The 26427-nt window shown below is 71.4% G+C and carries 20 protein-coding genes; 7 read left to right on the forward strand and 13 right to left on the reverse strand.

Translation table 11 applies throughout. The annotated features are described in order from the left end of the window. Positions 1-42: 42 nt before the first annotated feature. The gene (locus tag JAP66_RS24155; protein WP_199434131.1) at positions 43-345 is read right to left on the reverse strand and encodes a hypothetical protein; all 303 of its coding nucleotides are present in this window, start codon (positions 343-345) and stop codon (positions 43-45) included. After that, a complete protein-coding gene (locus tag JAP66_RS24160) occupies positions 335-751 on the reverse strand; it encodes a YbaB/EbfC family nucleoid-associated protein (protein ID WP_307849698.1) in 417 nt (138 codons plus the stop codon). The genes JAP66_RS24155 and JAP66_RS24160 overlap by 11 nt, the downstream gene beginning before the upstream one ends. 60 nt (positions 752-811) lie before the next feature. On the opposite strand from JAP66_RS24160, the gene JAP66_RS24165 reads away from it, so the two are divergent. Further along, entirely contained in the window at positions 812-2113 is a 1302-nt protein-coding gene (locus JAP66_RS24165) for a S8 family serine peptidase (protein ID WP_235999354.1), read from the forward strand. 100 nt (positions 2114-2213) lie between these two features. On the opposite strand, the gene JAP66_RS24170 is transcribed toward JAP66_RS24165, so the two are convergent. The 5 genes from JAP66_RS24170 to eccD all read right to left on the reverse strand — a co-directional run bounded on the left by JAP66_RS24170 (position 2214) and on the right by eccD (position 6856). Beyond that, the gene (locus JAP66_RS24170; RefSeq protein ID WP_199434132.1) at positions 2214-2504 is read right to left on the reverse strand and encodes a WXG100 family type VII secretion target; all 291 of its coding nucleotides are present in this window, start codon (positions 2502-2504) and stop codon (positions 2214-2216) included. Between the two features lie 45 nt (positions 2505-2549). Then, positions 2550-2891 (reverse strand): hypothetical protein, encoded by a 342-nt coding sequence (locus JAP66_RS24175; protein WP_199434133.1) that lies wholly within the window; start codon positions 2889-2891, stop codon positions 2550-2552. 179 nt (positions 2892-3070) lie between these two features. Next, complete coding sequence (locus JAP66_RS24180; RefSeq protein ID WP_199434134.1) at positions 3071-3985, reverse strand: SseB family protein; 915 nt, start codon at positions 3983-3985, stop codon at positions 3071-3073. 31 nt (positions 3986-4016) lie between these two features. Then, the gene (eccB, locus tag JAP66_RS24185; RefSeq protein WP_199434135.1) at positions 4017-5444 is read right to left on the reverse strand and encodes a type VII secretion protein EccB; all 1428 of its coding nucleotides are present in this window, start codon (positions 5442-5444) and stop codon (positions 4017-4019) included. Between the two features lie 2 nt (positions 5445-5446). Beyond that, the gene (eccD, locus tag JAP66_RS24190; protein ID WP_199434136.1) at positions 5447-6856 is read right to left on the reverse strand and encodes a type VII secretion integral membrane protein EccD; all 1410 of its coding nucleotides are present in this window, start codon (positions 6854-6856) and stop codon (positions 5447-5449) included. A gap of 151 nt (positions 6857-7007) precedes the next feature. Between eccD and eccCa the strand changes: the two genes are divergently transcribed. The 5 genes from eccCa (at position 7008) to JAP66_RS24215 (ending at position 16374) form a co-directional block, all read left to right on the forward strand. Further along, complete coding sequence (gene eccCa / locus JAP66_RS24195) at positions 7008-10976, forward strand: type VII secretion protein EccCa (protein WP_307849702.1); 3969 nt, start codon at positions 7008-7010, stop codon at positions 10974-10976. A 186-nt stretch (positions 10977-11162) separates the two neighbouring features. After that, complete coding sequence (locus tag JAP66_RS24200; RefSeq protein WP_199434138.1) at positions 11163-12287, forward strand: hypothetical protein; 1125 nt, start codon at positions 11163-11165, stop codon at positions 12285-12287. Positions 12288-12320: 33 nt separating this feature from the next. Next, positions 12321-14282, forward strand: a complete 1962-nt coding sequence (locus tag JAP66_RS24205; protein ID WP_199434139.1) for a WXG100 family type VII secretion target — start codon at positions 12321-12323, stop codon at positions 14280-14282. A 166-nt stretch (positions 14283-14448) separates the two neighbouring features. Then, a complete protein-coding gene (locus tag JAP66_RS24210; protein WP_307849699.1) occupies positions 14449-15429 on the forward strand; it encodes a sigma-70 family RNA polymerase sigma factor in 981 nt (326 codons plus the stop codon). 66 nt (positions 15430-15495) lie between these two features. Beyond that, positions 15496-16374, forward strand: a complete 879-nt coding sequence (locus JAP66_RS24215; RefSeq protein WP_199434141.1) for an SGNH/GDSL hydrolase family protein — start codon at positions 15496-15498, stop codon at positions 16372-16374. Between the two features lie 60 nt (positions 16375-16434). Here the strand turns inward: JAP66_RS24215 and JAP66_RS24220 are convergent, their stop codons facing one another. The 4 genes from JAP66_RS24220 to JAP66_RS24235 form a co-directional block, all read right to left on the reverse strand. Then, the gene (locus JAP66_RS24220) at positions 16435-16752 is read right to left on the reverse strand and encodes a hypothetical protein (protein WP_199434142.1); all 318 of its coding nucleotides are present in this window, start codon (positions 16750-16752) and stop codon (positions 16435-16437) included. Between the two features lie 116 nt (positions 16753-16868). Then, a complete protein-coding gene (locus tag JAP66_RS24225) occupies positions 16869-17930 on the reverse strand; it encodes a hypothetical protein (RefSeq protein ID WP_199434143.1) in 1062 nt (353 codons plus the stop codon). Beyond that, positions 17927-19051, reverse strand: coding sequence for a type VII secretion protein EccE (locus JAP66_RS33035; protein WP_199434144.1), 1125 nt, complete (start codon positions 19049-19051; stop codon positions 17927-17929). The genes JAP66_RS24225 and JAP66_RS33035 overlap by 4 nt, the downstream gene beginning before the upstream one ends. 156 nt (positions 19052-19207) lie before the next feature. Then, positions 19208-20896, reverse strand: coding sequence for an AfsR/SARP family transcriptional regulator (locus JAP66_RS24235; protein ID WP_199434145.1), 1689 nt, complete (start codon positions 20894-20896; stop codon positions 19208-19210). Positions 20897-21167: 271 nt separating this feature from the next. Here JAP66_RS24235 and JAP66_RS24240 point away from each other — a divergent pair, with 271 nt between their 5' ends. Continuing rightward, complete coding sequence (locus JAP66_RS24240) at positions 21168-22853, forward strand: right-handed parallel beta-helix repeat-containing protein (RefSeq protein WP_199434146.1); 1686 nt, start codon at positions 21168-21170, stop codon at positions 22851-22853. A 36-nt stretch (positions 22854-22889) separates the two neighbouring features. Here JAP66_RS24240 and JAP66_RS24245 read toward each other — a convergent pair whose 3' ends face one another. Both JAP66_RS24245 and JAP66_RS24250 read right to left on the reverse strand, forming a co-directional pair. Then, positions 22890-23084: a hypothetical protein gene (locus JAP66_RS24245; protein ID WP_199434147.1), complete on the reverse strand. Its 195-nt coding sequence runs from the start codon at positions 23082-23084 to the stop codon at positions 22890-22892. A gap of 165 nt (positions 23085-23249) precedes the next feature. Then, positions 23250-26303, reverse strand: a complete 3054-nt coding sequence (locus tag JAP66_RS24250; RefSeq protein ID WP_199434148.1) for a BTAD domain-containing putative transcriptional regulator — start codon at positions 26301-26303, stop codon at positions 23250-23252. Between the last annotated feature and the right edge of the window lie 124 nt (positions 26304-26427).

Raw genomic sequence — 26427 nt, forward strand, 5'->3', positions numbered from 1 at the left:
TGCACTCCCCCGCTCAGCACCGCGCCCGTGAACCGGCTGGACTCACACACCGCCGCCGAGCTCGCCGGCGGCCTCGTCGTCGGTGGCCTGGAGCATGCCGGCAGACGCGGTGACGTTGCCGCCGATCAACCGGCCGCTCTCGGCCAGATGATCCCGGTTCTCGAAGACCTCGGCGGTGTCCGGGTAGTTCGCCGCGAAAGCCCGCCCCATCTCGTCATCGCCGAAGTGCTCCAGCGACGTGATCACGCCCATGTTCGACGACACTCCGAACTGGCCGGCGACCGCCGAGATCCGGGCACCGCCGGCCACCAGGGCCGACGCTTCGACGTTGATCTCACCGCTCATGTGTTGTCTCCCTTTCGGACAGGATTTCCGCATCGGTGCGCAGCATTCGTTCGGTGGGAGCCGGTTCGCCCGGCCGGAGCTGGGCGCGCAGGTCGTTCAGCTCCGGCGGGAGTTGGTCCTCCATGACCTCGCGCGTCTTCTCGAGTACCGTGCGGACGGCCGCCGCGTTCGCCGCGATGATCGCCCCGCGCAGCGCGTACGCGTCTGGCCGGCGGAACACCTTGGGGTCGATGTGCACGTCGACGAGCTGGCCGCGCGGTCCGACCTCGACCTTGACCGTGCGGTCGTCGGACCAGCCCACCCCGGTCAGCGACATGAGGCGTTCCTGTGTGTTCGGCAGGTTTCTCGACGCGTCCCGCAACTGCTCCATCAGCTCGGTCAGCATGGACGTGCTCGGCGGTTCCACGGTTGCCTCCCTCGGTGGACGCGTCTCGACTGTTGCGTCCGGTGTGTTCAATCTCAGACCATGCGCGGCACCCGGTTCTGGATACTCGCTCTCGTGACCGCTCTCTGCGGCACCACCGTGCTCGCCACGGCTGTAGTTGGCGTCCGGCCGGCCGTGGCGCGGCAGCAGCAGTGCCGGGACGTCACGGAGCTGCCCGCCCCGGTCCCGTGGCCACAGCGGATGCTGGGCGCCGAGCGCGTCTGGCCGATGACCACCGGCGCCGGGCAGGTCGTCGCCGTGATCGGCACCGGTGTCGCCGATACGCCGTTCCTCGCCGAGCGCCAGGCCGGCAGCACGGATCTCGCGCCGGCGACCGGATTCGGCGCGGAAAGCGGCCGTCCCGACTGCCTCGGTGTCGGAACCGGCGTCGCCGGCATCATCGCCGGCCGGCAACGTGCCGGCATCGGCTTCCACGGGCTCGCGCCCGGAGCCCGAATCCTCTCCGTCAAGGTCGTCGGCGACAGCTACCCGGCCGATCGGCAACCGCGCGGCTCCGTGGATCCCGCCACGCTCGCCAGTGGGATCGAATGGGCGACCGGTAACGGTGCGACCGTGATCGTGGTCGCCGAGGTCGCCTACCAGGACAGCCCGGCGCTGCGTGCCGCCGTGCGGCGTGCGCTGGACTCCGGCATCCTCCTCGTGGCCGCGGTCGGGGAAACCCAGCGCGACGAGCCCTCCGGCACCACCCCGTACCCGGCCGCGATCGACGGGGTGCTCGGGGTGGGCGCCATCGACGCGGAAGGGATGGCCGCCCGCGGCTCCCGCCCGGCCCATGTGGATCTGGTCGCACCCGGGGACGACGTGCTCACCACACTGCCCGGTGGCGGGCTCGGCACCGTGGCCGGCACCGCGTACGCCGCCGGCCACGTGGCCGCGACGGCGGCACTGGTCCGCGCCCACCGGCCGGACGCGTCGCGGGAGGAGGTGACCCAGCGCCTGCTCGCGACAGCGGCGCCCGCACCCGAGGGTGAGGGCAGCGCTCGCTACGGCTACGGCGTCGTCAACCCCTACCCAGCCGTGCTGGAACGGGCGGTAGCCGGCGAACCCGCCTCGCTGCCGGCCATGACCCGCTCGCGCATCAGCGCCGAGGAGGCCGCGCGGGCGCGGGAGACCGACCGCGCGAACACGCTCGCCTACCAGCTCGTCGCCGCCGGTGCGGGGCTCACCGTGCTGGTCGCCGCCGCCGTCGCCTTCGGCCCGAAGGGTCATCGGCGGCGCTGGCGCAGTGGCCTCGCCGCGGTGCCCGAGGACCGGCCCGAGGACGAACACCCGCAGCCGCCGGTCGAGCTGCTGGCCGACCGGGGTAAGCCCGCGGGTAGCTGACATCACGAGTTCACGGCCGTTCCACGATCGTTCGGCGTGCCGGGCGTGCGGGCGCCGAGCAGGCAACCCGCCCGCTCGATGCCCGCACGCCTCCGGCACTTCAGACGAAAAGCCCCGCGCACTTGTTGTCGGTCGCGTGCATGTCCGTCGCCGCGTTCTGCGTCGCGATGCCGCACCTGTTCTCGGCGTCGCTGAGTTTCTTGGCGGCGGCGTCCCACTTCGTGTGCGCTTCCTGAAAGCCGAGAGCCGCGCCACCCTGCCAGCCCTCGCCGACGATGGACTTCGCCCTGGTCATCAGGTCGTCGAACAGCGCCTGCATCTGCGCCGAGATGCTGGTCGCGCTGCTGCCGACCTCGCCGATGGCGCCGACGTTGTAGGTGATCCTGGACATGAAGGTTCCTTTCCGTACCGTGTGGACGGACTTGGGGAGGTCAGCTCAGGCCAGGCGGGCGAAGTTGGGCATCGCGCCGCCACCGTCGGCATTGACGACGTTGTGCGCCTGGGACGCCTCGTCGTCCGCGGCCCCGATCATGTTCTCGGTAGCGGCGATGTTGTGCTGCAGCTGAGCCAGGATCGGCTGCAGTTGGCCGGTCCAGATACCCATGAGCTCGTTCTGCTTGTTCATCCCCGCGGCCGATGCCGTGCCGCGCCACTGCGCGTTCACGATGCCCGCGTAGTTGTTGTTGCTGTTCTGGATCAACGCCCGCCCCTGCTCGGCCGTATCGCTGATCGCGAGCTTGAGCTGCTGGGTCTGCTCCGGCGTGAGTTCGATGGTCAAGGCTTCTCACCCCAATCGTTTCGGTCGTAGCCAAGCCTGCCCACGACCGCTCGCAGCCGGTGCTCAGCACCCACGCCACAGGAGCCCGGTAACCACCTGGTCAGCGGCTCTCCGGCCGCACGCCGCGGGGGCGGTGCGGGTTCGGTACGGGAATCGCGATCCCGGGTGAGCCCACCTCGTCACGGCCGGCCCTCCGTGTCGAGCACTGCGCCGACCATGTCGGAGAGCGTGTCGCCCGGCAGCACGAGCTCGGTCATCGCACCGGGATTGAGACACAGCACGTGCTCGGCACTGGGCCAGTTGACCAGGATGTCGATGAACGACACCTGAACACGATGCGGCGTGCCGAGCCGCTCCAGCATCTCCGGTGAACTGAAGACGGGAATCACCGGAACCCCGGCCGCGTCGACGACCCGCCAGGGAAAGCCCGCCTGATGAATCATTCCCGGATCCGGCACGGCCTCGCCGGTCGGGAGCACCAGCTCGGCCGAGGCGACGGCCAGGGCGAACCCACCACCGTCCTGCTCGTCGAGCGCGTCCCGCAGCCGCCGCTCCAGATCGTTGGCAGGCGGGTACTCCCGCAACGGCTCCTCGCCGGTGTCCAGAGGCTCCGTAGCCGCTTGCCCCAGCGCGGCGAGACAGAACCGGCGAACGTGCCGCGGCAACGCATTGGTCGCGGCCCCCTGGAGACCGTCCAGCGACACCAACGACACCTCGCCCCGCGCCATCGCGGGCACCGTGCCGATCGGCAGGAAAACACCGATCGGGACGTGCGGGTTCACCGCGAGCTGGTACCGCGAATCCGGCCATATCCTGGCCAGCGCTTCGAAATCGACGTCGTGGTAGTGCTGGGCCAGCTCGCCCATCACCCAGCGCAGGGTCTCCGGCGAGGTGAAGGCCAGCACGTAGTCCCTTCCGAAGGGGAAAGCCGCCGCGAGCCGAGCCCATTCCGGCGTACCCGGGTCCGGCAGCACCGGAAGGTAGAGCCGGCACGACTCCAGCAGCCGCGCGTAGCGCCGCCCGTCCCGCTCCTCCAGCGCCGCGGCCATGTCCTGCTCCGTGTCGGTGGCCGGACGCCACGCCTGCTGCCGCAAAGGCTTCCTCCTCCTCTCGTGCGAGCCGGAATCAGCCGACGGGACCGTGCACGGGAGCGGCACGCATCGCCGCGGCCGCCGACAGGGTCGGGCCGGAGGGGATCCGCCGCACCAGCGTCTCGGGAGCGTCCACTGCATCACCGGGTTGGAACCCGAGCGCGGCGAGCTCCTCCCGCGACGGCACCGGGAACCGCAGGCCCCGATCCGTCACGACGCTGAACGCCCCGGCACGCGCGGTGCTCGACGGCAGCGCCCGCACGACAGCCACCCTGCCGGGCGGCACGAAAACCCGGTCGGCGAGCCGGGCGCCCGTGCCCGAGGCCACGCTCGTCTCGACTCCCGCCCGCAGGTTCGCGGTATCGACACCGAGCCGGATCTCCGGCGTCGCGCCCACACCGGAGGTGACGGAACACAGCGAGATCCGGCCGTCGGCGGGCAGTGACGCCAGTCCGGGCGGCGTCTCGGGCGGCTCCGTCTCACCGCCGGCGGGTGCGAGCGCGCGGCTGGTGGGTGCCTGACCGGCCTCCTGCGCGGACACGCGCTGCGGCTCGGTGGGTTGCTGCCCCTGCAACACGCGCACCTGCAGGTCGGTCAGCGGGGCCAGGCCGTCGTCGAGCACCAAGTAGTGCTGCCGCATGCCGCCGGTGATCGGGTGGTACACCACCTCCCCGACGGTGCGCCCCGGCACCGCGGTCGAATCCTCACCCCGCGCGGGTACAGCGATCGGTTCGATCGCCTGCCCCGCCGGCAGCACGTTGAGCCACGCGGCGCCGGTCTCCACCGGTTCCCGTCCGGCACCGTAGAGGGAGCGGACGACACTCTCCGGAGTGTCACCGGCGATCGGGTAGCGGTGCCCGCGCCACACGAGATAGGTCGCGCCGTCCGAGGTGTCGCGGACGAGCAGGCCCCGCTGCCCCAGCGGCGCGCCACCCGGTGGCCGCTCACCGACCATGAGCGTGGTCGTCGTGGTCGGTGTGCCTGCCGTGTCCTCACCGGGTACCTCGCAGGTGCTCCACGGCATGCCGAGGGTCTGGTCCCTCGCGGGAAGCGAGTCCGGCGCGCCGGGAATGCCGACGGTCACGCCGCGCGGCACCCCGGCGAGATCACCCGTGGAAAGACGGTGCGCCTCGGCCTGCGGCTGCCCGCTGATCAGCCGCGCGGAGGCGTAGTTCAGGACGGGACGCACCGCCCCGTCGTGGTACACGTACGTTGCGCCGGTCTCCTCCTCCAGGATGATCGAGCCGTTCTCGCGCCAGCCCGAGCCGCCGACGTTGGTGAAAACACCGATCACACCGAAGATCACCGCCACCAGCGCCGCGATCATGATGCCCGCGAACGCGGCGCCCACTCCCCTGCGCAGCGGCGTCTGTTCCGGGTCGGTCTCGTGCACCATCAGCGACGACACCACGCGCTGCATCATGAACTGGTACGAGTGCAGCTGGTCCTTGCGGCTGGGCATCGCTAACCGATCCCCGCCGCGGCGCCCCGTACGAACGCGTAGAAGCCGGTGATGGAACAGGCCAGCGGGATCAGTGCGAGGACGGCGAGGACATCGACGATGTCGGCGATCCGGCCGAGATAGGGCGACGGGTTGCGGTTGCTGTACACCAGCGCCGCGAACGCGGCCAGCGCCGCCACCACCGCCGTGACGAGCAGCAGCAGCACCCAGGCCGAGTCGTCGAAGCCGGCCGAGAACGCGACGGCCAGCAGCGCGCCGACCACGGTACCGGCCACCAGCAACGGGATCCGCTGCCGCGGCACGGCGAACAGGCGGGCTCGCAACAGCAGCGCCACCGTCACGGCGGCCAGCATGCCCAGCCGTGTGGCTTCACCGTGCACCGCCAGGTAGCTCCCGGCCGTAACCGCGACCACGGAAAGGCCGAGCAGCAGTCCGGAAAGGACCTCGTCGGAGCGGGCCGCGGCGGCGAAGACCACCGGCGGCTTCGGCGATGGTGCGTCGTCGAGCAGATCGGCCGGCCGCTGCGGCAGCACCGGCAGCGGCAGCCTGCCGAGCCGGATCGCCAGCAGCGGGTACCCGGGCAGGGCACCGATGCCCACCGTCAGCACCAGCGCCGCCGCGCCGTCCGGTTCCATCGAACCGCCCAGCGCGGCGCCGAACGCCCCGATCAGTCCCGCCGTGGCCGCCGCCACGAAGATCCGGGGCAGCGCGGCGACCCCGAGGTAGCCCGCGATGCCGAACACCAGCAGCGACACCGAGGCCAGCAGCAGCTGCGGCGCTCCGAAGCCGGCCGGTGCGGCGTGCTCGGGTCCGGTCAGCAGCAGCCCGCCGAGAAACGCGTAGGGCAGACCACAGCCGGCGAGAACGGCGCCCGCCGTGGCGTCGGGCAACGCGCGGGCGATGACAGCGCCCAGCGCGACCAGGACGACGGCCATCCCGTACAGCACCAGGCCCGGCACCAGCCACGGTGGCTCGAAGAGGAGGGTGACCAGCGTCCCCGCCAGCAGCACGCCGGCGCAGGCGGCGAGGCCGCAGCGACGGGTGGCCGCCCTCCCCCAGCTGCGCCCGTACCGCCGGGCACCGCTCGCGATGGACTCGATCACGTCGTCGTACTCCAGCTCCGGCCACTCCAGCTGGCCGGGCACGAGGTGCAGCACCTCGCCGTCGAGCACCTTCTGCGCGGCCAGCGTCTGCCGGGTGTCCACATCGTCCCCGGTGGGACGCCGCAACATCCAACCGCCGTGCCGCTCGCCGGCATCGGCCGCGTCGTCGCCGGCATGCCGCAGGATGTACGGCAGCAGCTCGGCCACGGGCACGTCCTCGGGCAGGGCGACGTCCATCCTTCGCCCGGAAACGACGATGGTCACCCTGGCCAGCGCGGCAGCGCCCAGGGCCGAAGCCGGGGCCGTCATCGACGTACCTCCACACGAGATGGTCCGAACCGGTGAGCCCGGGAGGGTAGCCAGGCGAACTCATACTAGGTCCGGCAGGCAACACCCATCCCGGACCGAGCCGCGGCAACCGGCTCGGCGGCACCACCCGAAAGGCGAGCAGTTGGCAACGGTGATCGTGCAGCGGCCCGTGCGGCGGCCGGCACCAGAGCTGCCGTCCGGCGACGTCGTCCTCGACCCGCCCCCGGAGAACCCCGAGCCGAAGGGCCGGAACTGGACGCGCTCGCTGATGGTCCTGCCCATGCTCTGCATGATGGGTGGCATGGTCCTGATGATCGGGGCGCGGGGCGGCATAGGTGGCCCGATCATGTACGTCGCGGGCGGGCTGCTGGCGCTCGGCATGCTCGGCATGATCGCGTTCACGCTGCTCAGCCAGGCCGGTCAGGGAGCGACCAAGCAGGAGACAATGGTCGAGCGCCGGCGCTACATGCGCAAGCTCAGCCGGCTGCGGACACAGGTCCGTGGTACGGCGGACCAGCAGCGCGCCGCCATGCTCTACCGGCATCCCGACCCGGACCGGCTGTGGTCGACGGTGCGTAGCGCCCGCCTGTGGGAGCGCAGGCCAGGCGACTGGGACTACACGATCATCCGGATCGGAGTGGGCCCGCAGGAACTCGCCACCCCGATCACCCCACCGGAGACCAAACCGGTCGACGAGCTGGAACCCATGTGTGCGCTCGCGCTGCGCAGGTTCGTCACCACCTACTCCACCGTGCCCGACCTACCGGTCGCCGCGGCGCTGCGCGGCTTCTCCCGCATCCACGTCACCGGAGACACCGATGCCAAGCGGGCGCTCGCCCGCGCGATCGTGGCGCAACTCGGCGTCTTCCACGCACCGGGTGACGTGCTCATGGCCTTCTGTGTCGACGCCGACGACCGGGACGAGTGGGAGTGGACCAAGTGGCTGCCCCACGTGCTGCACCCGGCCAAGCACGACGCCGTCGGCCAGCTCAGGATGGTGACGACGAGCGTCAGCGCCCTGGAGGCGATGCTCGACGACGTGCTCGCCAACCGTCCACGCTTCGACCCGAACTCCGCCCCGATCGACGGCGCGGCGCACCTGGTGGTGTTCCTGGACGGCGGCGAGACCCAGAACTCGGAACACCTCACGATCGAAGGCGGTGTCGAGGGCGTGACACTGGTCGACCTGGTCGGCGAGCCGCCACGGATTCTCGACCCAACGACCCTCATCCTCGACATCGCCGCCGACGGGACACTGAGCAGCAGGACCATGGACGGGACCAGCCCGGTCGGTACCGCGGACCAGCTCGACACCGCCGACCTGCTCGGCCTCGCGCGGTCACTGAGCCCGCTGCGGCTGTCCTCGGCGGCGGCGAGCGAGCAGCCGCTGGCGGGCACCCTGGAGCTGACGGATCTGCTGGGACTCGGCGACGCCCGCGAGTTCTCGCTGACCAGGAGCTGGGCCACCCGGTCCAACCGGGACCGGCTGCGCGTACCGTTCGGGGTTTACCCGGACGGTCGGCCGATCGTGCTCGACCTCAAGGAATCCGCGCAGGACGGCATGGGGCCGCACGGGCTGATGGTCGGTGCCACCGGTTCCGGGAAGTCGGAACTGCTGCGCACGCTGGTGCTCACCCTGGCGGTGACGCACGACCCGGAGACGCTGAACTTCGTGCTGGTCGACTTCAAGGGCGGCGCGACCTTCACCAAGCTGGACCGGCTGCCGCACACCAGCGCCGTGATCACCAACCTCGCCGACGAGCTGCACCTCGTCGACCGCATGCTCGACGCCATCCAGGGCGAGCTGCAGCGCAGGCAGGAGCTGCTGCGGAAGGCGGGCAACTACGGCTCGCAGCGCGAGTACGAGCGCGCCCGCGCGGCCGGCGCGCCGCTCGAGCCGCTGCCCTCGCTGCTGGTCATCGTGGACGAGTTCTCCGAGCTGCTCACCGCCCGGCCGGACTTCATCGACATGTTCGTCCAGATCGGACGGCTCGGCCGCTCACTCGGCGTACACCTGCTGCTGGCTTCGCAGCGGCTCGACGAGGGCAAGCTGCGTGGCCTCGACTCGCACCTGTCCTACCGGATCGCGCTGCGCACTTTCTCCGCCATGGAGAGCAGGACGGTGCTCGGCGTCCCCGACGCCTACCAGCTTCCGCGCTCACCCGGAAACGGGTTCCTCAAGACCGGAACCGACGAGCTGGACCGGTTCAAGGCCGCCTACGTCTCCGGTGCGCAGCGGCGCGGCACCGTGCGCCGTACCGACAGCGAAGGCAGGCGGATCGACCCGGTGCAGGAGTACTCGACGCGGTACCTGGCGCCGCGGCTGGCCGAGCAACCGCAAGGGACTGAACCGGAGGTGGACGACGAGGACGAGCTCGGCGAGACCCTGCTGGACGTGCTGGTCAGCCGGATGGAAGGGCAGGGCACCCCGGCACTGCGGGTCTGGCTCCCGCCGCTGGCCGAACCACCGACGTTGGACCAGCTGCTCGGCGAGCTGACCACGAACCCCGACCGGGGCCTGACCACCGCGCGGGTGGCCGACCACGGCTCGCTGCAGGCCATCGCCGGGGTCATCGACCGGCCCTTCGACCAGCTCCGCGAAACCTTCCGGCTGGACCTCTCGGCCGCCGGTGGCCACGTCGTCGTGGTCGGCGGCCCGCACAGTGGCAAGAGCACCGCGGTGCGCAGCATCATCGGCAGCCTCGCGCTCACCCACACCCCTCGTGAGGTCCAGTTCTTCTGCCTCGATTTCGGTGGTGGCGGGCTCGCCACGATGCGTGAGCTCGTCCATGTCGGGGGTGTCGCGACCCGGCGGGAAGGCGACCGGGTGCGGCGCGCCGTCGCCGAGGCGGCGACCCTGCTCGCCGAGCGGGAACGCCGGTTCGCCGAGCACGGTGTGGACAGCATGACCACCTACCGGAAGCTGCTGCGCGCGGGCAGGTTCCCGGAGGACCGCTTCGGGGACCTGTTCCTCGTCATCGACGGGTGGCTGACCCTGCGCACCGAGTTCGAGGATCTCGAACCCGCCGTGGCCGACCTGGTCAACCGGGGGCTCGGCTTCGGGATTCACGTGATCGCCGCGACCAACCGGTGGATGGACATGAAGATGAACACCCGGGACATCTTCGGCACCCGGCTGGAACTGCGGCTCGGCGATCCCGCGGACTCCGTCGTGGGCCGCCGCCAGGCCATGACCGTGCCGGAGGAGACGCCGGGCCGCGGTCTCACCCGGGACGGCCTGCACTTCCTCACCGCCGTCCCGCGCGTGGACGACGAGGCCACGGACGAGCGGCTCGGCGATGCCGTGAAGGATCTCGTCACGTCCGTCAACCAGGCGTGGCACGGCGAGCCGGCGCCCACCATCCGGCTGCTGCCCGCGGAACTGCCGTACCCCGCGCTCCCACCCGCCGACGCGGCACCCGAGCGCGGCATCCCGATCGGTATCTCCGAGCGCGATCTCCAGCCGGTGTACCTCGACTTCGAGAAGGATCCGCACCTGCTGGTGTTCGGGGACGTGCAGTGCGGCAAGAGCTCGTTCCAGCGTTCGATCGCGACGAGCATCATGGGCCGCTACACCCCGGAACAGGCTCAGATCGCCCTCATCGACTACCGGCGGAGCATGCTCGGTCTCGTGCCCGACGAGTACCAGGTCGGCTACGCGACGAACAGCCAGACCGTGCAGCAGATGGTGGCGCTGACCGTCGACGCCATGACCAAGCGGCTGCCCGGCGGCGACATCACCGCCGAACAGCTCCGAAAGCGCAGCTGGTGGAGCGGTCCCGAGCTGTTCGTGCTGATCGACGACTACGACCTGGTCGCGACCAACCCGCACGAGAACCCGCTGGTGCGGCTGCTGGAGTTCATGACCCAGGGCCGCGACATCGGGCTGCACCTCGTGGTGACCCGCCGCTCAGGCGGCGCGGGCAGGGCGATCTTCGACCCGATCATCTCCCGAATCCGCGACCTGGCCTCACCGGGCATCCTGATGTCCGGCAACAAGGAGGAGGGGCCACTGCTGGGCAACCTGAAGCCGCAGCCGCTCCCGGCCGGCCGCGGCTGGCTGGTGACCCGCGACTCCGGTGCCCAGCTCGTGCAACTGCCCCACCTGCCACCGGAGTGAGAACCTGTCCTTGGTCCCAGGAAGGCGCGGCGTTGTGCCTGGTCACCTCTCGTGAGTGCGCACGCGAGTTAGAACACTGTTACGCACTCACGACCGCTCTGAGAACCGCCGAGGGCATGGGCACGTTGACACCCGGTGCTTAGCTTGCGGGTAGCGGATCATCACGGACGTCGCCGGGAGGGCACGATGACGGGAGCGGCGGGAGAAGGTACGTACTGGTACTCGGACGGCAACTCGGTGAGCTCTCCGAACCTGGGCGCTGGCTGGGCGACCGGCGGTGACGAACCGCTGGACGCCGACCTGGGAACACTTCGCGGCTTCGGCGAGAACACCGCCAGCATGGCCGGCAACCTGCAGGACGACCTCATGGGCGAGGCCAGCTACGTAACCGGGGACGGCGAGTCGTTCAGCACGGGCGGCTTCCCTCCCGGCGACCGCGCCCAGGACGCCGCGGGGCTCGCGGCGAGCGACATGCTGGAGGCGCTGCGTATTTCTGAGACGAACCTCCGCGCGCTGTCGATGGCGGCACACGTCTGCGCCGACCTCTTCGGCGACACGGACAACATGAACAGCTCCGCGCTGAACGCGGTCAGCTACGCCTTCGCCGAAGAGGGTGCCGGCAGGCCGGCCGGCCTGCCCGGCTACATCGACGGAACCCTGCACGACAGGTTGGGCATCGGTGGGGCGGATGGCGACTATGCCGGCGGAATGGAGCTGGTCGAGGAACGCACGATGACCTACGCCGCCGGGGTGACCGTGACCATGCGGGTCTACGAGGCACCGGACGGCAGCCGCCGCACCACCTGGACACACGCCGACGGCACCTACCGGGAGACGAGCTACGACTCGGACGGCAATCTCCGGTACGAGACCAGCGGCACCGAAGGCGGGACGTTGACGACGAAGATGTGGGACGAGCAGGGCGACCTCACCTCGGTGAGCGAAACCCGGGGCGGCGAGTCCGTCACCACGCAGTACAGCGGCGGCCAGGTCGTCGGCAGGGTCGAGCAGACCCGCACCGAGTCGGGCAGCGCGGCGCACGGTTTCATCGAGCGCAGGACGATCACCGAGCACTACGACGCCGACGGCAACCTGGTGCCCGACCGGACGAGGATAGAGACCGAGCGCACCTACGACGACGGAACGGTGGAGATCGGCACCACCGACCCCGACGACGGCACCTTCGCCCCCGACCGGCACATCCCGGCGCTGGAAGGGGACCCAAGCCCGGACGGCGTCGACCCCTCGGACGCCGCCGACCTGGCCGAGCACCGCGCCGAGGAAGCCCTGGAGTCGGTGCCGGGCCACTAGCACCCGGCGGATACGGAAGGCGGAGTTGCCACGATGGCGGTCTGGGAGAGCGGCCCCGGCACCTGGGGCGCCGGCGACGGTACCGGCTCGAACATCGAAATGATCCGGCACCAGATCCAAGGGGAGCGGCCAGGGGCGACGGCGGAACGCGGCGACCAGTGGCTCAACATCGCCACCCTCGCGCGGACCAACAGCTCCCAGCTCGGCACCCAGGCCAACAGCCTCATGGAGGACTGGTCGGGCCAAGCCAAGAACGCCTTCGCGGAACGGGTCGGCCTGACCAAGGCGTACTTCGAGCGCCTGCACGCCCATGCCGAGCTCATCGGCCGGACCTTGCATTCCCTGAGTACCGTCATGCTGGACGGCAAGGAACTCATGCAGGAGCTGTGGCTGGAGTACAAGGCCGAGCTCGCGAAGGATCCCCCCGCGGAATGGCACACCAATCACCAGGCCAACGAACCCTCCGACCAGGCGATCGAACGGCACAAGACAGCCGTCAAGGAGAAGTACGACCGGTACGCGAGGAACCTCGCCAACCAGATGGCGAACTGGTACGCCCCGTACATCTCGACGCTGGAGTCGGCACGCGTCGTACGGATGGATCCGCTCAACGCTGCTTACCACCCCGGCGGGCAAGGCATGCCGATCGGGCCGGGAGCGCCCGGTGCCCCCGGCGCCCCGGGTGCGCCGGCACCGCCCGGTGCCGCGGGCGGGCCGGCCCCGGCCGCGCCCAGCACCCTGTCGGCGACCGCACCCGGCGCTCCCACCGCGCCAGGCGGGGGCGGCGCCAGCCCGCCCGGTGCACCCACCGCGCCGCCTGCACCCGCTCCCCCCGTGGCACCGGCGCCACCGGCGCCACCACCGGCAGCGCCCGGCGGCGGCCCGGTTCCGTTCGCCGCGCCCATCGCGCCCGCACCGCCGGGGGCGCCCTCTCCCACCGCGCCCGGCGCGCCCAACGGGCCTCATGCCCCGGCCCCACCGCGCGCGCCGGGAAACCCGTTCGCGCAGCCCCCTGGCAACAGCGGCAACCCAGGCGTGCTGCGCGCCCCGGCGACGTCGCCGTCCACCCCGACGGCACCGTCCACTCAGCCCCCCACCGCGCCGGGAACTCCTGGCACCGCACCGCCGTCGGCGGCGCCACCCGGCTCCCCCACCCCGGGCTCCGGGATGCCCCCCGGTTCCGGCATGCCACCAGGCTCACCGGCCGGCCCGGAAAAGCCCAAGCCGCCGCAACCCGGACGGGTCCTCGGCAACGGCAGAGGGTTCCGGATACCCGGCCTCGGCGAGCTTCCACCGGGCGCGGGTTCCCCGGGGACGCCAGGAACACAACCCACGGGGAGCGGCCAGCGGCAGAATCCCGCGCCTGGTGATCCCGCTCGGCAGGAGGCGTTCCTGCCACCGGGCACAGGAGGCAGCGCCCCGCCGGTACTGGGCAACTCCGACCGGAGGCGGCCGCGACCCGGCGGTGTCCAGGAGGCTCCGCCGGGAAACGGCCACACCGGTGGGACGCCCGGCACCACGGACCCGGTGCTGCTGAACAAGCGCCGGACCGGACCCGCGAAGACCTACACCGAGGAACTCGCCGAGCTGCGCCGCAGGCGCGCCGAGCGGGAGGGCCGCGACACCGCGCGGCAGCGGTCGACGTTCACCGCCGGCGCCGGAACCGGCGCGGACAGCGTCCTGGCGGGGCGGGCGAACGTGCCGGTGGACACCACGGCCGAGCAGGACGCCGTGCTGCCGGCGGGCCTGCGGGGTACCGGCCGGTCGGCGCGGCCGAACGAGCACGAATCGCCGGCCCCGGCGGCCGACCGCACCACGCGCCGCACCTACTCACCCGAGGAGGGCGGCCAGCAGGCCGGGCAGCCTGCCGCGAGATCAGAGGTGGAAGCGTGGGAGCTGGAGACTCCCGGCGGCCCGGTACTCGCCGGCGGCGAGGGCGCGCCGGGGCACTCCCGGCAGCCGCCGGCACTCGGGGCCAGAACCGGCGAGCCGTAGTCGCCCCGCACACCCGTCGACGCCACCACATCGCGGCCCGCTGACCAGCGGGATCCTCGCCGCAACCGCGGTACCGGCACGACGGTGCCGTGCCAGCACCGCGATGCATGCTGATCCGGCAAAGCCGGACGGTATTTCCGCGAGAGGCCTGGAGGTCGGCGAAGCGGTGACCACAGCACTCATCCGCCCGGAGCCGGGAGTAGACGACGAGCGGCGAGCAGCCCGCGGAAGCGATCCGGTCCGGACGTACCTCACGGGTATCGGCCGCACGCCGCTGCTCACGGCCGAGCAGGAAGTACGGCTGGCCAAGCGGATCGAGGCCGGCCTCTACGCGGCCGCGGTCCTGGCGCACAGCCGCGACGGCACTGATCCGCCGCTTCCCGCCGACCTGCGGGCGGACCTGGAAACGGTCGCCAGGGAGGGCGCCGAGGCGAAGAACCATATGGTCGAGGCGAACCTCCGGCTCGTGGTGAGCATCGCGACGCGCTACACGAAAAGCGGCATCCCGCTCGTCGACCTGATCCAGGAGGGCAATCTCGGCCTGATCCACGCGGTGGAGAAGTTCGACTACACCCCCGGTTTCCGGTTCTCGACCTACGCGACCTGGTGGATCCGCCAGGCGATCACCAGGGCGTTGGGCCAGCAGGCCCGCGTCATTCGCATACCACCGCGCGTGCTCGACCGGATCAACCGCCTGCTGCGTACGCGTCACGAACTCTCCGACACGCTGGGACGCCGGCCGCACAACGACGAGATCGCCGAGAATCTCGACCTGCCCACGACCCAGGTTGTCGAGCTGCTCTCGTACTGCCAGGAACCGGTCAGCCTCGACCAGCCGGCTGCCGTGGACAGCGACACGCCACTTGGCGAGCTCATCCAGCTGTCCGGTCCAGACGATCACGAGAGCGATTCCGCCGCGCTGCCCCGGGATCGGCTCGACGAACTGCTCGCGACGTTGAAGCCGCAGGAACAGAGGGTGATCCGGCTTCGCTACGGCCTCGACGACGGCCGCCAGCGCACGCTACACGAGGTGGGCAAGGAGTGCGGCGTGACGAGGGAGCGCATCCGCCAGGTGGAGAAGCGAACGCTGGAGAAACTACGCGCGCTGGTCGCGGACACGCGGGAGGCGGCGGCAGCCACTCGATAGCGATTCGCGACGCCGGAGAACGAGAGGATGACAGTGAGAAGACCGAGCACGGTTGCCATCGCGGCCATGTCCACACTGCTGCTCGCCCCTGGGCTGGTGCACGCCGAGACCCCGGAACCACTGCACGTGGTCGCACTCGGCGACTCGTACGGCTCCGGCACCGGGGCAGGCGACTACCAGGACGGTACCGAGGGAAGCTGCTGGCGCAGTGCGAACTCGTATTCGGAGCTGATCGCCACGCGGCTACGGGAAGGCGGGCGGCAGGTGGAGCTCACCAACGTATCCTGCAGCGGTGCTGCGACCGCCGACCTGAGCCGGCCGTTCAAGGGTGAGCCGGCTCAGCTCGACACACTGGAACCGGGCACCGACGTGGTACTGCTCAGCGTCGGCACCAGCGACGTCGACTTCGCCGGGTACGGCGGGCGGTGCGTGCAGGCAGACTGTGCGGGCGAACCGACCAGGACCGTCGTCGAACGGCTCCCGGAAATGGGCCGGGACGTGGCCGGTGTGCTCGACGAGATCGAGCGGCGCAGTCCGGAGGCCGAGATCGTGCTGACCGGCTACGGCCGCCAGCTCACCCCCGGCGCGAACGCGCCGGACGTACCGCTCGACCCTATCTGCGACCCTTCGGTATTCACCAAGCGTGAGCGGATCGAGGGCAACGCCGTGGCGAGCGTGCTCGACCTCACGTTGCGCCGCACCGCGTGGGCGTCCGCCGAGAAGGGCATCGACGTCCGCTTCGTCAGTCCGTACACGAACTCGTTCTCCCTCGAACCCACCTTCGCCGGCCACTCGCTGTGCGAGGCGGACATGCCTTACTACCGTGGATTCGACGCCCTGGCACCCGGCCAGGAAGGGCAGGACGCCGTACTGCACCTGAACATGTCCGGCCAGGCGGTACTCGCCGACCTCGTCCAGCGCGAGACTCCAGCGCTGGCCGGCTGAGCCGGGCCGGCGGTTGGTGGGTGCCGAGCACACTTTCCGCTCGACACCCACCAACCGTCGTCAGATCGCCAGCACTCCCGCGAGCACGGCGACACCTCCGACAACCGGAGCCCAGTACTGCATCGGCACGAAGAAGAACGTGTGCCGGTTGCGGATCATGATCCGCTCGCCCGTCCGCTCGCTGAATCCCGGTGTGGGGCGGTTCAACCGTCGGCCGACGAGCCAGGTCCCGACCGCCGCGGCGGCAAGCCCCAGCGCCGTGCCGAAGTTCGTGGGCTCCGCGACCACACCGACCGCCAACCCGGTAAGGGTGCCCACCATCGCGCCGAGCATGGCGAACACCAGCGCGAGGAACCCCCAACCGGACCAAAAGATCATCTTTCGTCAACCTCCTGTGTTCTGTACGAACGTACTGTCGACGAGCGCTCACGGATCACCACCGTGCCGCCGCACGCACTCCGCGCACCATCCGGCGATCTGCGGTCCGCGCGCGCTCACCTCTCACCTGGCCCGCGTACGCGGGCCTGCGAGCCACCTTGCGCTCCGCCTCGATCTCCCTGCCCGGACCCACCGTCCGGGTCCGTCCACACGTACCGCGCGATGCCGGCCGCGACCATCGCGAGCATGTCTTCGTGCAGCACCCGCAGTAGGTACGCATCGTCGACGGGCAGCCCCAGCGCGGCGGCCGCCGCGCTGGCCTCGCCGGGAGGCAGGCGGCGCACCAGCGCCACATCGGCCGTTCGCAGCAGCTCGAGCCGCTGCGGCGTGCCGTCCCGCAGTACAAGCAGGTCCGTCTGCCAACCAGAAGGTGCCGGTTTCGCCGACTCCGCCCCGGCGACCGTGACGGTACGGGGGACGACGGCGGCGTCATGGACCCACAGCACGGGCGCCACCGGCGTGCCGTGCCTGCTGAACCACTCCTCCGGCGGGACGATGGACACCCGGTCCCGCCGTCCCGTCGCCGCCGGACCGATGTCCTTCCAGTAGTCCGGCCGGTCCGTTCGCACCACGGCACGCGCACCGAAACGCAGGGCGCGGAAGACGATCATCCTGGCAGTGGCCGGCTCGCCGAGCACGGCGACCGTAGTCGGCCGCGGGCGGAACATCGGCAACACGACCGGTCCCGATTCCTGGCTGCGGCCGAGCGGAAGGCCGAAGGAACCGGCGGTCAGCTGGATCCGGTCGAGGCCATCGGCGGTTGCCGCGTGCCGGCCGATGCGCAGCCTGGACAGCCTGCGGTGACGCCGGGCACGCCAGCCGGCCCGGTCACCGCGTACAGGAGCGGATCCCGCTCCGTCGCCGGGCCCGGCGGGCACCGGAGGCACGGCCGCGGCCGGCACGGCCACCGGCCGGCCGCCGTCGCGCCCGGCCGGCGCGGCAGCGGCCTCCGCGTCGGCACCGGCGCGGTCACCGGGTTTCGCTGTCTCCGGTGTCGGCTCCCGCGCCAGCTCCTGCGTGCGCTCGCTGTCCTGCCGGCCGGGCGGTACACCGAGCACGGCGGCAGCCAACTGCTGTTGCTGCCCGGCCGGCTCGGCGGGCGGTCGCTGACCGTTCATCGCGCACCTCCCCCGCTGGGCGCCGACGCGTAGACGGCGGGCGCGTGCTCACCGTCCAACCGGTACAGCTCGGCACCCGCCCGCTCGGCGAGGCTCGACACGGCGGCGCACGCCGACCGGTGACTCTCCCCACGGTCGGCCAACCGCACCAGGCAACACAGATCGACATCCTCGCGCGCCGGCTCCAGCACCACGGCGATGCTCACCAGCGCGGCGGGAACCTCTGCCAGCGCGGCCAGCAGCCAGCCGCCCCGATCGGGGTCGGGCCACGACCGCAACCAGAAGCAGGTGTGGGTCCACTGCGTCGAGTGCCACCCTTCCCAGCGCTCGTGCGCGGTCGAGGAGAGCTCGGCGCCGAGGAGGTCGCAGGAGCGGGCCAGCGCGTCGATGAGTCCGTCGGCATCGAGTGGTCTGGCCTCGAGCCCGCTGCGGGAGAGCAACCGCCCTGCGCGCCTGGTCATCTCGGCCAGCACCTGTGGAACGTCGACATCGGAACCGCCGTCGGAGGCGTCCACGACCGACTCGGCCACCGCCTGCGCGTCCAGCCGTACAGCGACCCAGACGTCCTGGTGCCGCCGGGCCGTCCGGGCCGAGACCACCTGTATCACCACACCCGGCTGCTCGGCCTCGGAAGCCATCCTGGCCAGTTCGGACAGTGGGACGGGCGGGGACGAGTGTGCCGTGCCCGCACCTCTCACCGCGAGTACCGAGTACCAGCCCGCGCCGTCGCCGGCCATGCCCACCGAGCCTGCCGCCGCGCCGCCTTCAGCGGTCTCCACCACCAGATCCGGCACGAGTTCACGCAGCGCCGCGAGCCGGGCGTCACCGTCCGAACCGCCGGCTCCGTGCGCTCGGCCGCGACGCGCCCGGTAGCGCAGCCACGACATCAGCAGCTCGGTCCACCAGCGACGGCCGGTGCGGCCGAACACGCCTACGAGCACCAACCCGCCCAGCACCGCGCCCACGATCGTCAGCCACAGTTCCCGTGTCGCGGCAAGGAGTACCAGCACCAGCACGCACTGGAACACCAGCAGCCGCGTGATCTCCACCGCGCCGATCCGGCCGGGCCGCCGGCGCACCGGAAACCAGGAGCTCTCCTGGCGGGCGATCACGGTGACCACTCGTCGTGACCCGGGTCCGCGCCACCGGTGGCACAGCACGCGCACCGGTCGATCAAACCGGTCGAAACGGCGAGCATGGCGGTGACCAGCGAATCGTGCCGGGCGCGGCCCGGCTGTCGGAGCCAGTCCGCCGCGACCGTCGGTACCGGCGGCGGCTCACACCAGGACATCGCGCTGGAGCGCGGCCACGAGCCGGCTGATCGTCTGCTGCAGGCGCGGGTAGCCATCGTCTCCCACCAATACGGCCATCATCTCGTTCACCGTCCTGCCGACGGCGGCGCGGTTGTGCTCGCCGTGGAACAGCAGCAGCGCGCGCCACAGCCCTTCCACCCGCGGCAGCAAGGCGACCCCCTTGCGCAGCGCCCATTCCGCCTTCCGGTAGTCGCCTTCCGCGGTGGCCAGCTCCGCGGCTCTGCGTACCGTGTGGACGGCCAGGGCGTGCACCTCCCCGGCGGTGGCGACCACGTCCCGCAGCGGCGAACCGCTCCGGCCGGCCGCGGCCAGGAACTCGCCCCGGATCAGGGACAGCGCGCTCACCAGACGCGCACTCTCGTCACGCCGCTCGCCCGTGGTGGCCAGCTCACGGAAACGGTGCCAGTCGACCCGGACATCCCGGGTCAGTACCCATCCGCCGTCGCCCCACACCAGCCGGGGCTGCCCGTCGTCCGATGTCCCCAGCCACCGCTGCAGCTCCCGCAACGCGGTCTCGGCCGCCTCGGCCGAGCCGGCCTGCCGGTTCAGCGCTGCCGGCGTGAGCCCTTTCGGGTGCAGCGCGGCGACGGCGAGCAGCTCGGTCAGCACCGTTCGCATGCCGTCGTGCACGGGACCCGGTGCTCGCACCTCGAGCGGGCCGAGCACGCGGATCTCGACCGAACGCTCGCCGGGCGGCCGCGTCGTTCCGGCGACCTCCGTTCCCCGCGCGGCCCGCAGGCGGCGCTGGTGCCGTTCCACGTCGTCGGCCAGACCGTGCAGCCGCATCCGATGCGGTTCCACGAACACCTCACCGTCCGGGGACGCGGTCAGCCGCAACCGGGCGAAACGGGGGTGGCCGAGACACAGCACCAGCACCGGGCAGTGCGGATCCTCCGCCAGCCGCACCAGCTGCCCGACCAGGTGGTCCGCGGGCGGGTGGGCCAGCACGACCACACGCGTCTCGCGGTGCCCACCGTTTCCGGCCGCCTCACGGGCGAACCGCTCGGCATCGGCGAGGGCGTCCTCGACCGAGGGCGTGTAGCGCACGCGCGTGGGATCCGGCGCCTCGATCCGCTCGCCGAAGCCGGCCAGCGTACCGGTGACCTGCCGGCACCACGGGTTGCTCACCAACTCGAACAGCAGCCCGTTCAGGAGGCGACGGGCCTGCCGGGCGTCACCGCCCACCCCGACCACGCCACGTGCCCGGCCAAGGTCGAGCAGCGTCAGCACATCGCCGCTGCTGCCCAGTGGCACGAGAGTCGGGAACGGCAACCGGTCCGGGTGCCGGCGGCGAAGATCCCCGGTCGGCACGGCCCACGATCGCCGGTGTCCCCCGGCCGAGGGCCGCCACGGGCCGGCCGGGCGGGCCGTGACGTCCGTGGCGAAGCGCACGGTGATCCACGTTTCCGACACGAAGACCGCGTCGATCTCGGGGACGTCGCGACGCATCGCGGCAAAACAGCCGATCAGCTCCCCCAGGGCACTGGACAGCGAAGCCGCCAGCCTCGCGTCCCGGCACACCCAGGTCGCGTAGCTCACCGGTGTGCTCCGGTCACGGCCGATCCACCAACGCCGCGCCCGGTCGGCCAGGGCGGCGGTGGTGGCGAGCGCCACCGCGCCGAGAGAGAACCACAGCATCGTGCTCAGCGGCATCCACACCTTCTCTCGACCGGCGGTTTCTCAACATCACGGGGAGGACGTTTCCGCACGCCACCCTGCCGCACGGTGCTGTCAGCGCCCTGCGGGTCGCGTCCCGGCCGGCGGCGCGGTAATCCCAGCTCAGGCCGCCACAGGGTGGGCGGATCGGGCGGCGTGCTGTTTGGGTACGGGAACGTGCGCGGCCACCCGATCATGGGTAGGCTCTCGGTCCCGGGGTTGCGAGTTTCCTTACCCACGTCCAAGTTTTCGAGTCCTTGTCGGAGCCATGGCACGCACTCTTCTCGTCGCGCCGGAGCAGCGGGGCGCCCTGCCGTCGATCAGAGACGCGCTGGACGCGGCCGAACCGGGCGCGGTCATCTCCATCGCCCCTGGCGAGTACACCGAGACCCTTATGCTGAACCAGCTGGATCTCACGCTGACGGCCAGAGATCCCGGAACTGTCACCATCACCGCGCCGGCCGGCCACCAGCCGGCACTGTCCTGCGCCGGTTCACGGTTGCGACTCAGCGGCGTCACCGTCCATGCGACGGACTCACCCGCCGTCGATATCCGGGGCGGCACGGTGCGGATCTCCGACTGTGCGGCCAGCACCGCTCACTCCTGCGGGGTCAGCGTGTCCGACGGCGCCGACGTGGAGATCGCCGGAACGGCCATCAGCGGCGGCCAGTTCGGACTCGTGATCGAGGACTCGGACGCGATGGTGCAGCGGTGCGAGATCTCGGACATCGCCGACGACGGAATCATCGTGCGGCTCGGCGCGCACGCCACGTTGCGGCAGTCGACCGTGAGCGGCTGCGGCGCCCGCGGAATCTACATGTACCAGGCTGGTGACTCGTCGGTCGACCGCTGCGAGGTCGCGCGGACCGGCGACGCCGGTATCGCGGTGGCCGACCAGACCTCGCCCACGATCACGGCCTGCTGGGTGCACGACACACAGGGGGTGGGCATCTCCGTCGGCCGGGGCTGCGGCGGCCTGGTCGAGGACTGCCGGGTGGAGAACACGGCCCAACCGGGAGTCTCGCTCGCCGAGGGTGCCCGCACCGAGTTGCGCGAGGCCGATCCGCACCACAGAGCGCCCCGCGCGGGCGCCACCTCCGCCAGCGGCGGCGCCGAGCAGGATCCCGAGCGGATGGAGCAACTGCTGTCCGAGCTGGATGACATGATCGGACTGGACAGTGTGAAGAACGAAGTGCGTGCCCTGATCGACGAGATCCAGGTCAACGAGTGGCGCCGGGGTGAGGGACTTTCGGTCGGCACCACCAGCCATCACCTGGTGTTCACCGGCGCGCCCGGTACCGGCAAGACCACGGTCGCCAGGATCTACGGCGGACTGCTGAAGGCGCTGGGAATCCTGCCGCACGGCCAGTTCAAGGAAGTCGCCCGGCGTGACCTGGTCGGCCAGTACATCGGGCACACCGCGGAGAAGGCCGCGTCCGCCTTCGAACAGGCCCGTGGTGGCGTGCTGTTCATCGACGAGGCGTACACGCTGTCCCGTTCCAGCGGCAGCGGAGCCGACTTCGGCCAGGAAGCCATCGACACGCTCGTGAAGCTGATGGAGGACCACCGAGCCGAGGTGGCCGTCATCGTGGCCGGCTACACCAGCGAGATCCACGAGTTCCTCGACGCCAACCCGGGTCTCGCCTCCCGGTTCGGGAAGACGATGGAGTTCGAGAACTACTCCGCCGACGAGCTCGTACGGATCAGCGAGCACCTCGCCGCCGGCGACGACTACACACTGGACGGCGACGTCGGCGCGACCTTGCGGGAGTGGTTCGTCCAGCTCGACCGGGACGAGAACTTCGGCAACGCCAGGGAAGCGCGCAAGCTCCTCGAACGCATGCGCAAGGCGCAGTCCACCCGGCTGCGCTCGCTCGGCCGGCGGCCGAGCCGCGACGAGCTGCGCACGCTGACGCTCGACGATCTCCTCACTGCCACCGGGGAAGCGGAATAGGGACGCGAAGATCCGACCCGGCAGCGCGGACGGTTGTCAGCTCGCCCGGTAGATCCGGACGACGTCCGACACACCGGATATCCGATCACCGCCCCGAACTTTGCCGTCGGGGCATTTGGGACACGGCTGCCATTGGGAGTCGACGAGTCCCGTGACCTCATCGACGACGGGCTCCAGCAACCAGTCGGTGCCCCCGCAGGCGGTGCAGGTCTGGGTGTTGTTGTCGCTCATGTACCCAGCATCGCGGAAGGGGCTGACCGGCAGCGGCTTCGCCCACGACGGGCCTGGCGACACGAAACCGCTGCGCAGCGCGCTGCTCACGGCGAGCGCGGTCCGTACTACTGTCCGCCTACGGCGCTGATGCCGGGGTACGGGCCGGAGCGCACGCCGGAGGTCTCAGCGGGGCCTGGCTGGTGCGATCGCCGCGTACACGTGTGGCCCCAGACCGTCCAAAATGGTCCGCGACTCCGCACGGCACTCCTCGACGCCTGCCTCGTCGCCGACCTCGTGCAACGCCGCCGCCAGGGTTTCCAGCGCTTCCATCAGGTAGGCGTTACAGCGTTCCTGACGGTAGAGTTCGCAGGCCCTCCGCAGCACCGTGATCGCCTCCTCGTGCTCACCGCTTCGCAGGAGGGCGGCGCCCAGACCGTCCAAGGTCTGCGCCACGCCAACCGGATCGGCCCACCATTCCTTCCTGAGGTCGATGGCGGTCCGGAAGTTCCTGATCGCGTCGTCGTGCAGCCCGGCGAGGGCTTGCGCGTGCGCCAGATTGCTGACCACCCTGGCCTCGGAGAACACGTCGCCGGACCGGCGCGCCAGCGGTAGCGCGTCCTCCAGGTCGCGGATGGCCTGGTGTGGGTCACCGGACAGGGCCACGGCGACGGCGCGGTTGTTCAACGTCCCGGTCTGCTCGCGCACGTTGCCCTGGGCGCGGCGCAACTCGGATGCCAGGGTGAGCAACTCGATCGCCTCGTCCAGGCTGCCGATCTGGCTGAGCGCCGTGCCCAGGTCGTTGAGCACCCTGGCCTCGCCATCACGGCTACCAGCCCGCCGGGCGGCGAGCAGGGCCACCCTCCCGGTGGCTATCCAGTGGTCCCATTCGCTGGCCCGCTCGAAGTAGTTCCGCAGCGCGGCAGACAGTTGCCACGTCGCTTCGAGAAAGCCACGCTCCGCTGCCAGCGCGCTCGTGGCGACGAGGGCACCCTGCTCGATGCGGAGCCATTCGAAGGCGGCCGCGCTGTCCCGGAACATCGGTATCGCCGGCGGGGCATCGTCTTCGCCCGCCACGGCGTCATCCTCGCAGGGCTTCTTCAGCAGCACGTTCGCCGCGTTCGCGGCGTGCAGGTACCAGTACACGATGCGCCGGGTGGCCTCCCGGCAATCGTCCTGCCCGTCCTGCTCGGCGAGGTGTCGCGCATAGTCGCCGAGCAGGTCGTGCAGCCGGTACCGGCCGGCCGGGGCCGAGGTGACGAGATGCTCGTCGACAAGATGCTCGAGGATCCGCCCGCTGATCGACGGCGGCACCCCGGCGAGCGCGGCGGCGGACTCGGCGGTGAAGTCCTCACCGGGGTGCAGGCCCAGCAGCCGGAACACCCGCTGGGCCTCCGGGTCGAGCGCGCGGTAGGAGAGGTCGAACACCGCGCGCACCTGGCGGCTGCCCGCGGCCAGCTCCCCCACCCGGTCCGCGGCCGTGCGCAGCCGCGCTGCCACGTCCACGAACCGCCACGCGGGCCTGGCCTGGAGCCTGCGGGCCACCAGGCTCAGTGCCAGCGGCAGCCGCCCGCACAACTCCACGACCGCCCTGGTCGCCACCGGGTCGTCGGCCACGCGCTGCCCCACGATCCTGGTGAGCAACGCTTCGGCGTCGGCGGGGCGGAACCCTTCAAGCGTCACGGTTCGGGAGCCGTCCAGCGCGAGCGTGCGACGGCTGGTGACCAACACCAGGTTGGTCGGGCTGGCCGGCAGCAGCGGCCGCACCTGGTCCTCGCTCGCGGCGTTGTCCAGCAGGACCACGGCGTTGCGGTCGTTGAGCAAGCTGCGGTACAGCGCGGCCCGGTCGTCGAGGCCGCGCGGCACGGCGTCGCCGGTCACCCCGAGCAACCGGAGGAACGAAGCCAGCACCGTGGCCGGGTCCGCAGGCGGCTGGTCGGCGTGCCCGCGCAGGTCGACGTAGAGCTGCGCGTCCGCGTAGCGGCCCTCGGCGAGCAGCTGCTGGGCCAGGTGTACCGCCAGCCGCGTCTTGCCGACACCACCCATGCCCTGGATCGCAAGGAGACCCGAGGCGGTGTCGCCGCGCGAAGCCGCCGGCAGCCCGGCGCGCAGCTCCGCCAGTTCGGCTTGCCGGCCGGTGAACTCGACGATGTCAGGGGGTAGCTGGCGATGCGCGGTCACCGGGTCGGTGCCGGCCGGCTCGCCCCGGACCACCTCCTGCCGCAGCACCCGCTGATGGGCCTCGGCCAGTTCGGGCCCGGGGTCCGTACCGAGCTCCTCACGCAGCCGGCACCGCAGCTTGTCGAACAAGGTCAGCGCGGCGGCCTGCTGTCCACTGCCGGCCAGCGCGATCATCAACCGCGCGCTGGCCACCTCGTGCAGCGGATCGTCCTCCACGAGTTGCCACAGCGCGGGTACCACCTCATCGTGCCGTCCGATCGCGGCCGCGGCCTCGGCATAGTCCACGACCAGCGACTTCCACTCCTCCACCAACGCCGTCACCGCAGGTTGCACGCGAAGGACCTCCAGGCCCGCGAGCGGCTCGCCCCGCCACAGGCCGAGGGCCTTGCGAAACGAGGCGCACGCGCGAGCCGTCTCCCCCACCTGGTGCGCCTGCCTGGCCTCGGCTGCGCGATGCCGGAATTCGAGTAGGTCGAGCTGCTCCCTGGAGACGGCGAGTCGGTAGCCACCACGGGTCACGGTCAGCACCTTGGCACGCTCACTACCCGACCGTTTCGGCGCGAGCCGGTGCCGTAGCCGGGAAATGCTGGTTTGCACCAGGCCGACCGCGTTGCCGGGCACCTGCTCACCCCACACGGCTTCGATCAGCGTGTCGCGGCTGACCGGCGCGTTCGGCGACAGCGCGAGCAGCCCCAGCAACGTCTGCTGGCGCACCGGCCCCGGATCCACCTCGGCACCGTTGACGGTGACCCCCAGCGGGCCGAGCACCCGGATCCGCATGTTCGGCTCGGCGGGCTGCCCCCGCCTGCCCATGGCCACGAGGTCGTCGGCTTCGTCAGGCGAGAGCCCCAGCGCGGCGGCGAGCCTGCGCAGGCTCGCCGGGCGGGGCGCGGTCACCCGGCCCTGCTCCACGTCGCGCAGGCCGGCGACGCTCAATCCAGCGAGGTCAGCGAGCTGGCGCTGGGTGAGGCCGGCACGAACGCGCAGCTCACCGACGACCTCACCCAGGCGGCGGGGTGAGCCGTCGACCTCCGTCATGTCGCCTGTCATCACCGTCATCCGTCCTGCCTGTGCGGCGGCGTCTCGCTACCGTTGACGCCCGGAAACGCTCGATGGTTCCGGTTCCACGATCGGTGCCCAGCTTCCAACTCCCGTAACGATCATGACACACCGGCCGCGGAAG

This window comes from Qaidamihabitans albus, assembly GCF_016464705.1.
Classification (GTDB): Bacteria; Actinomycetota; Actinomycetes; order Mycobacteriales; family Pseudonocardiaceae; genus Qaidamihabitans; species Qaidamihabitans albus.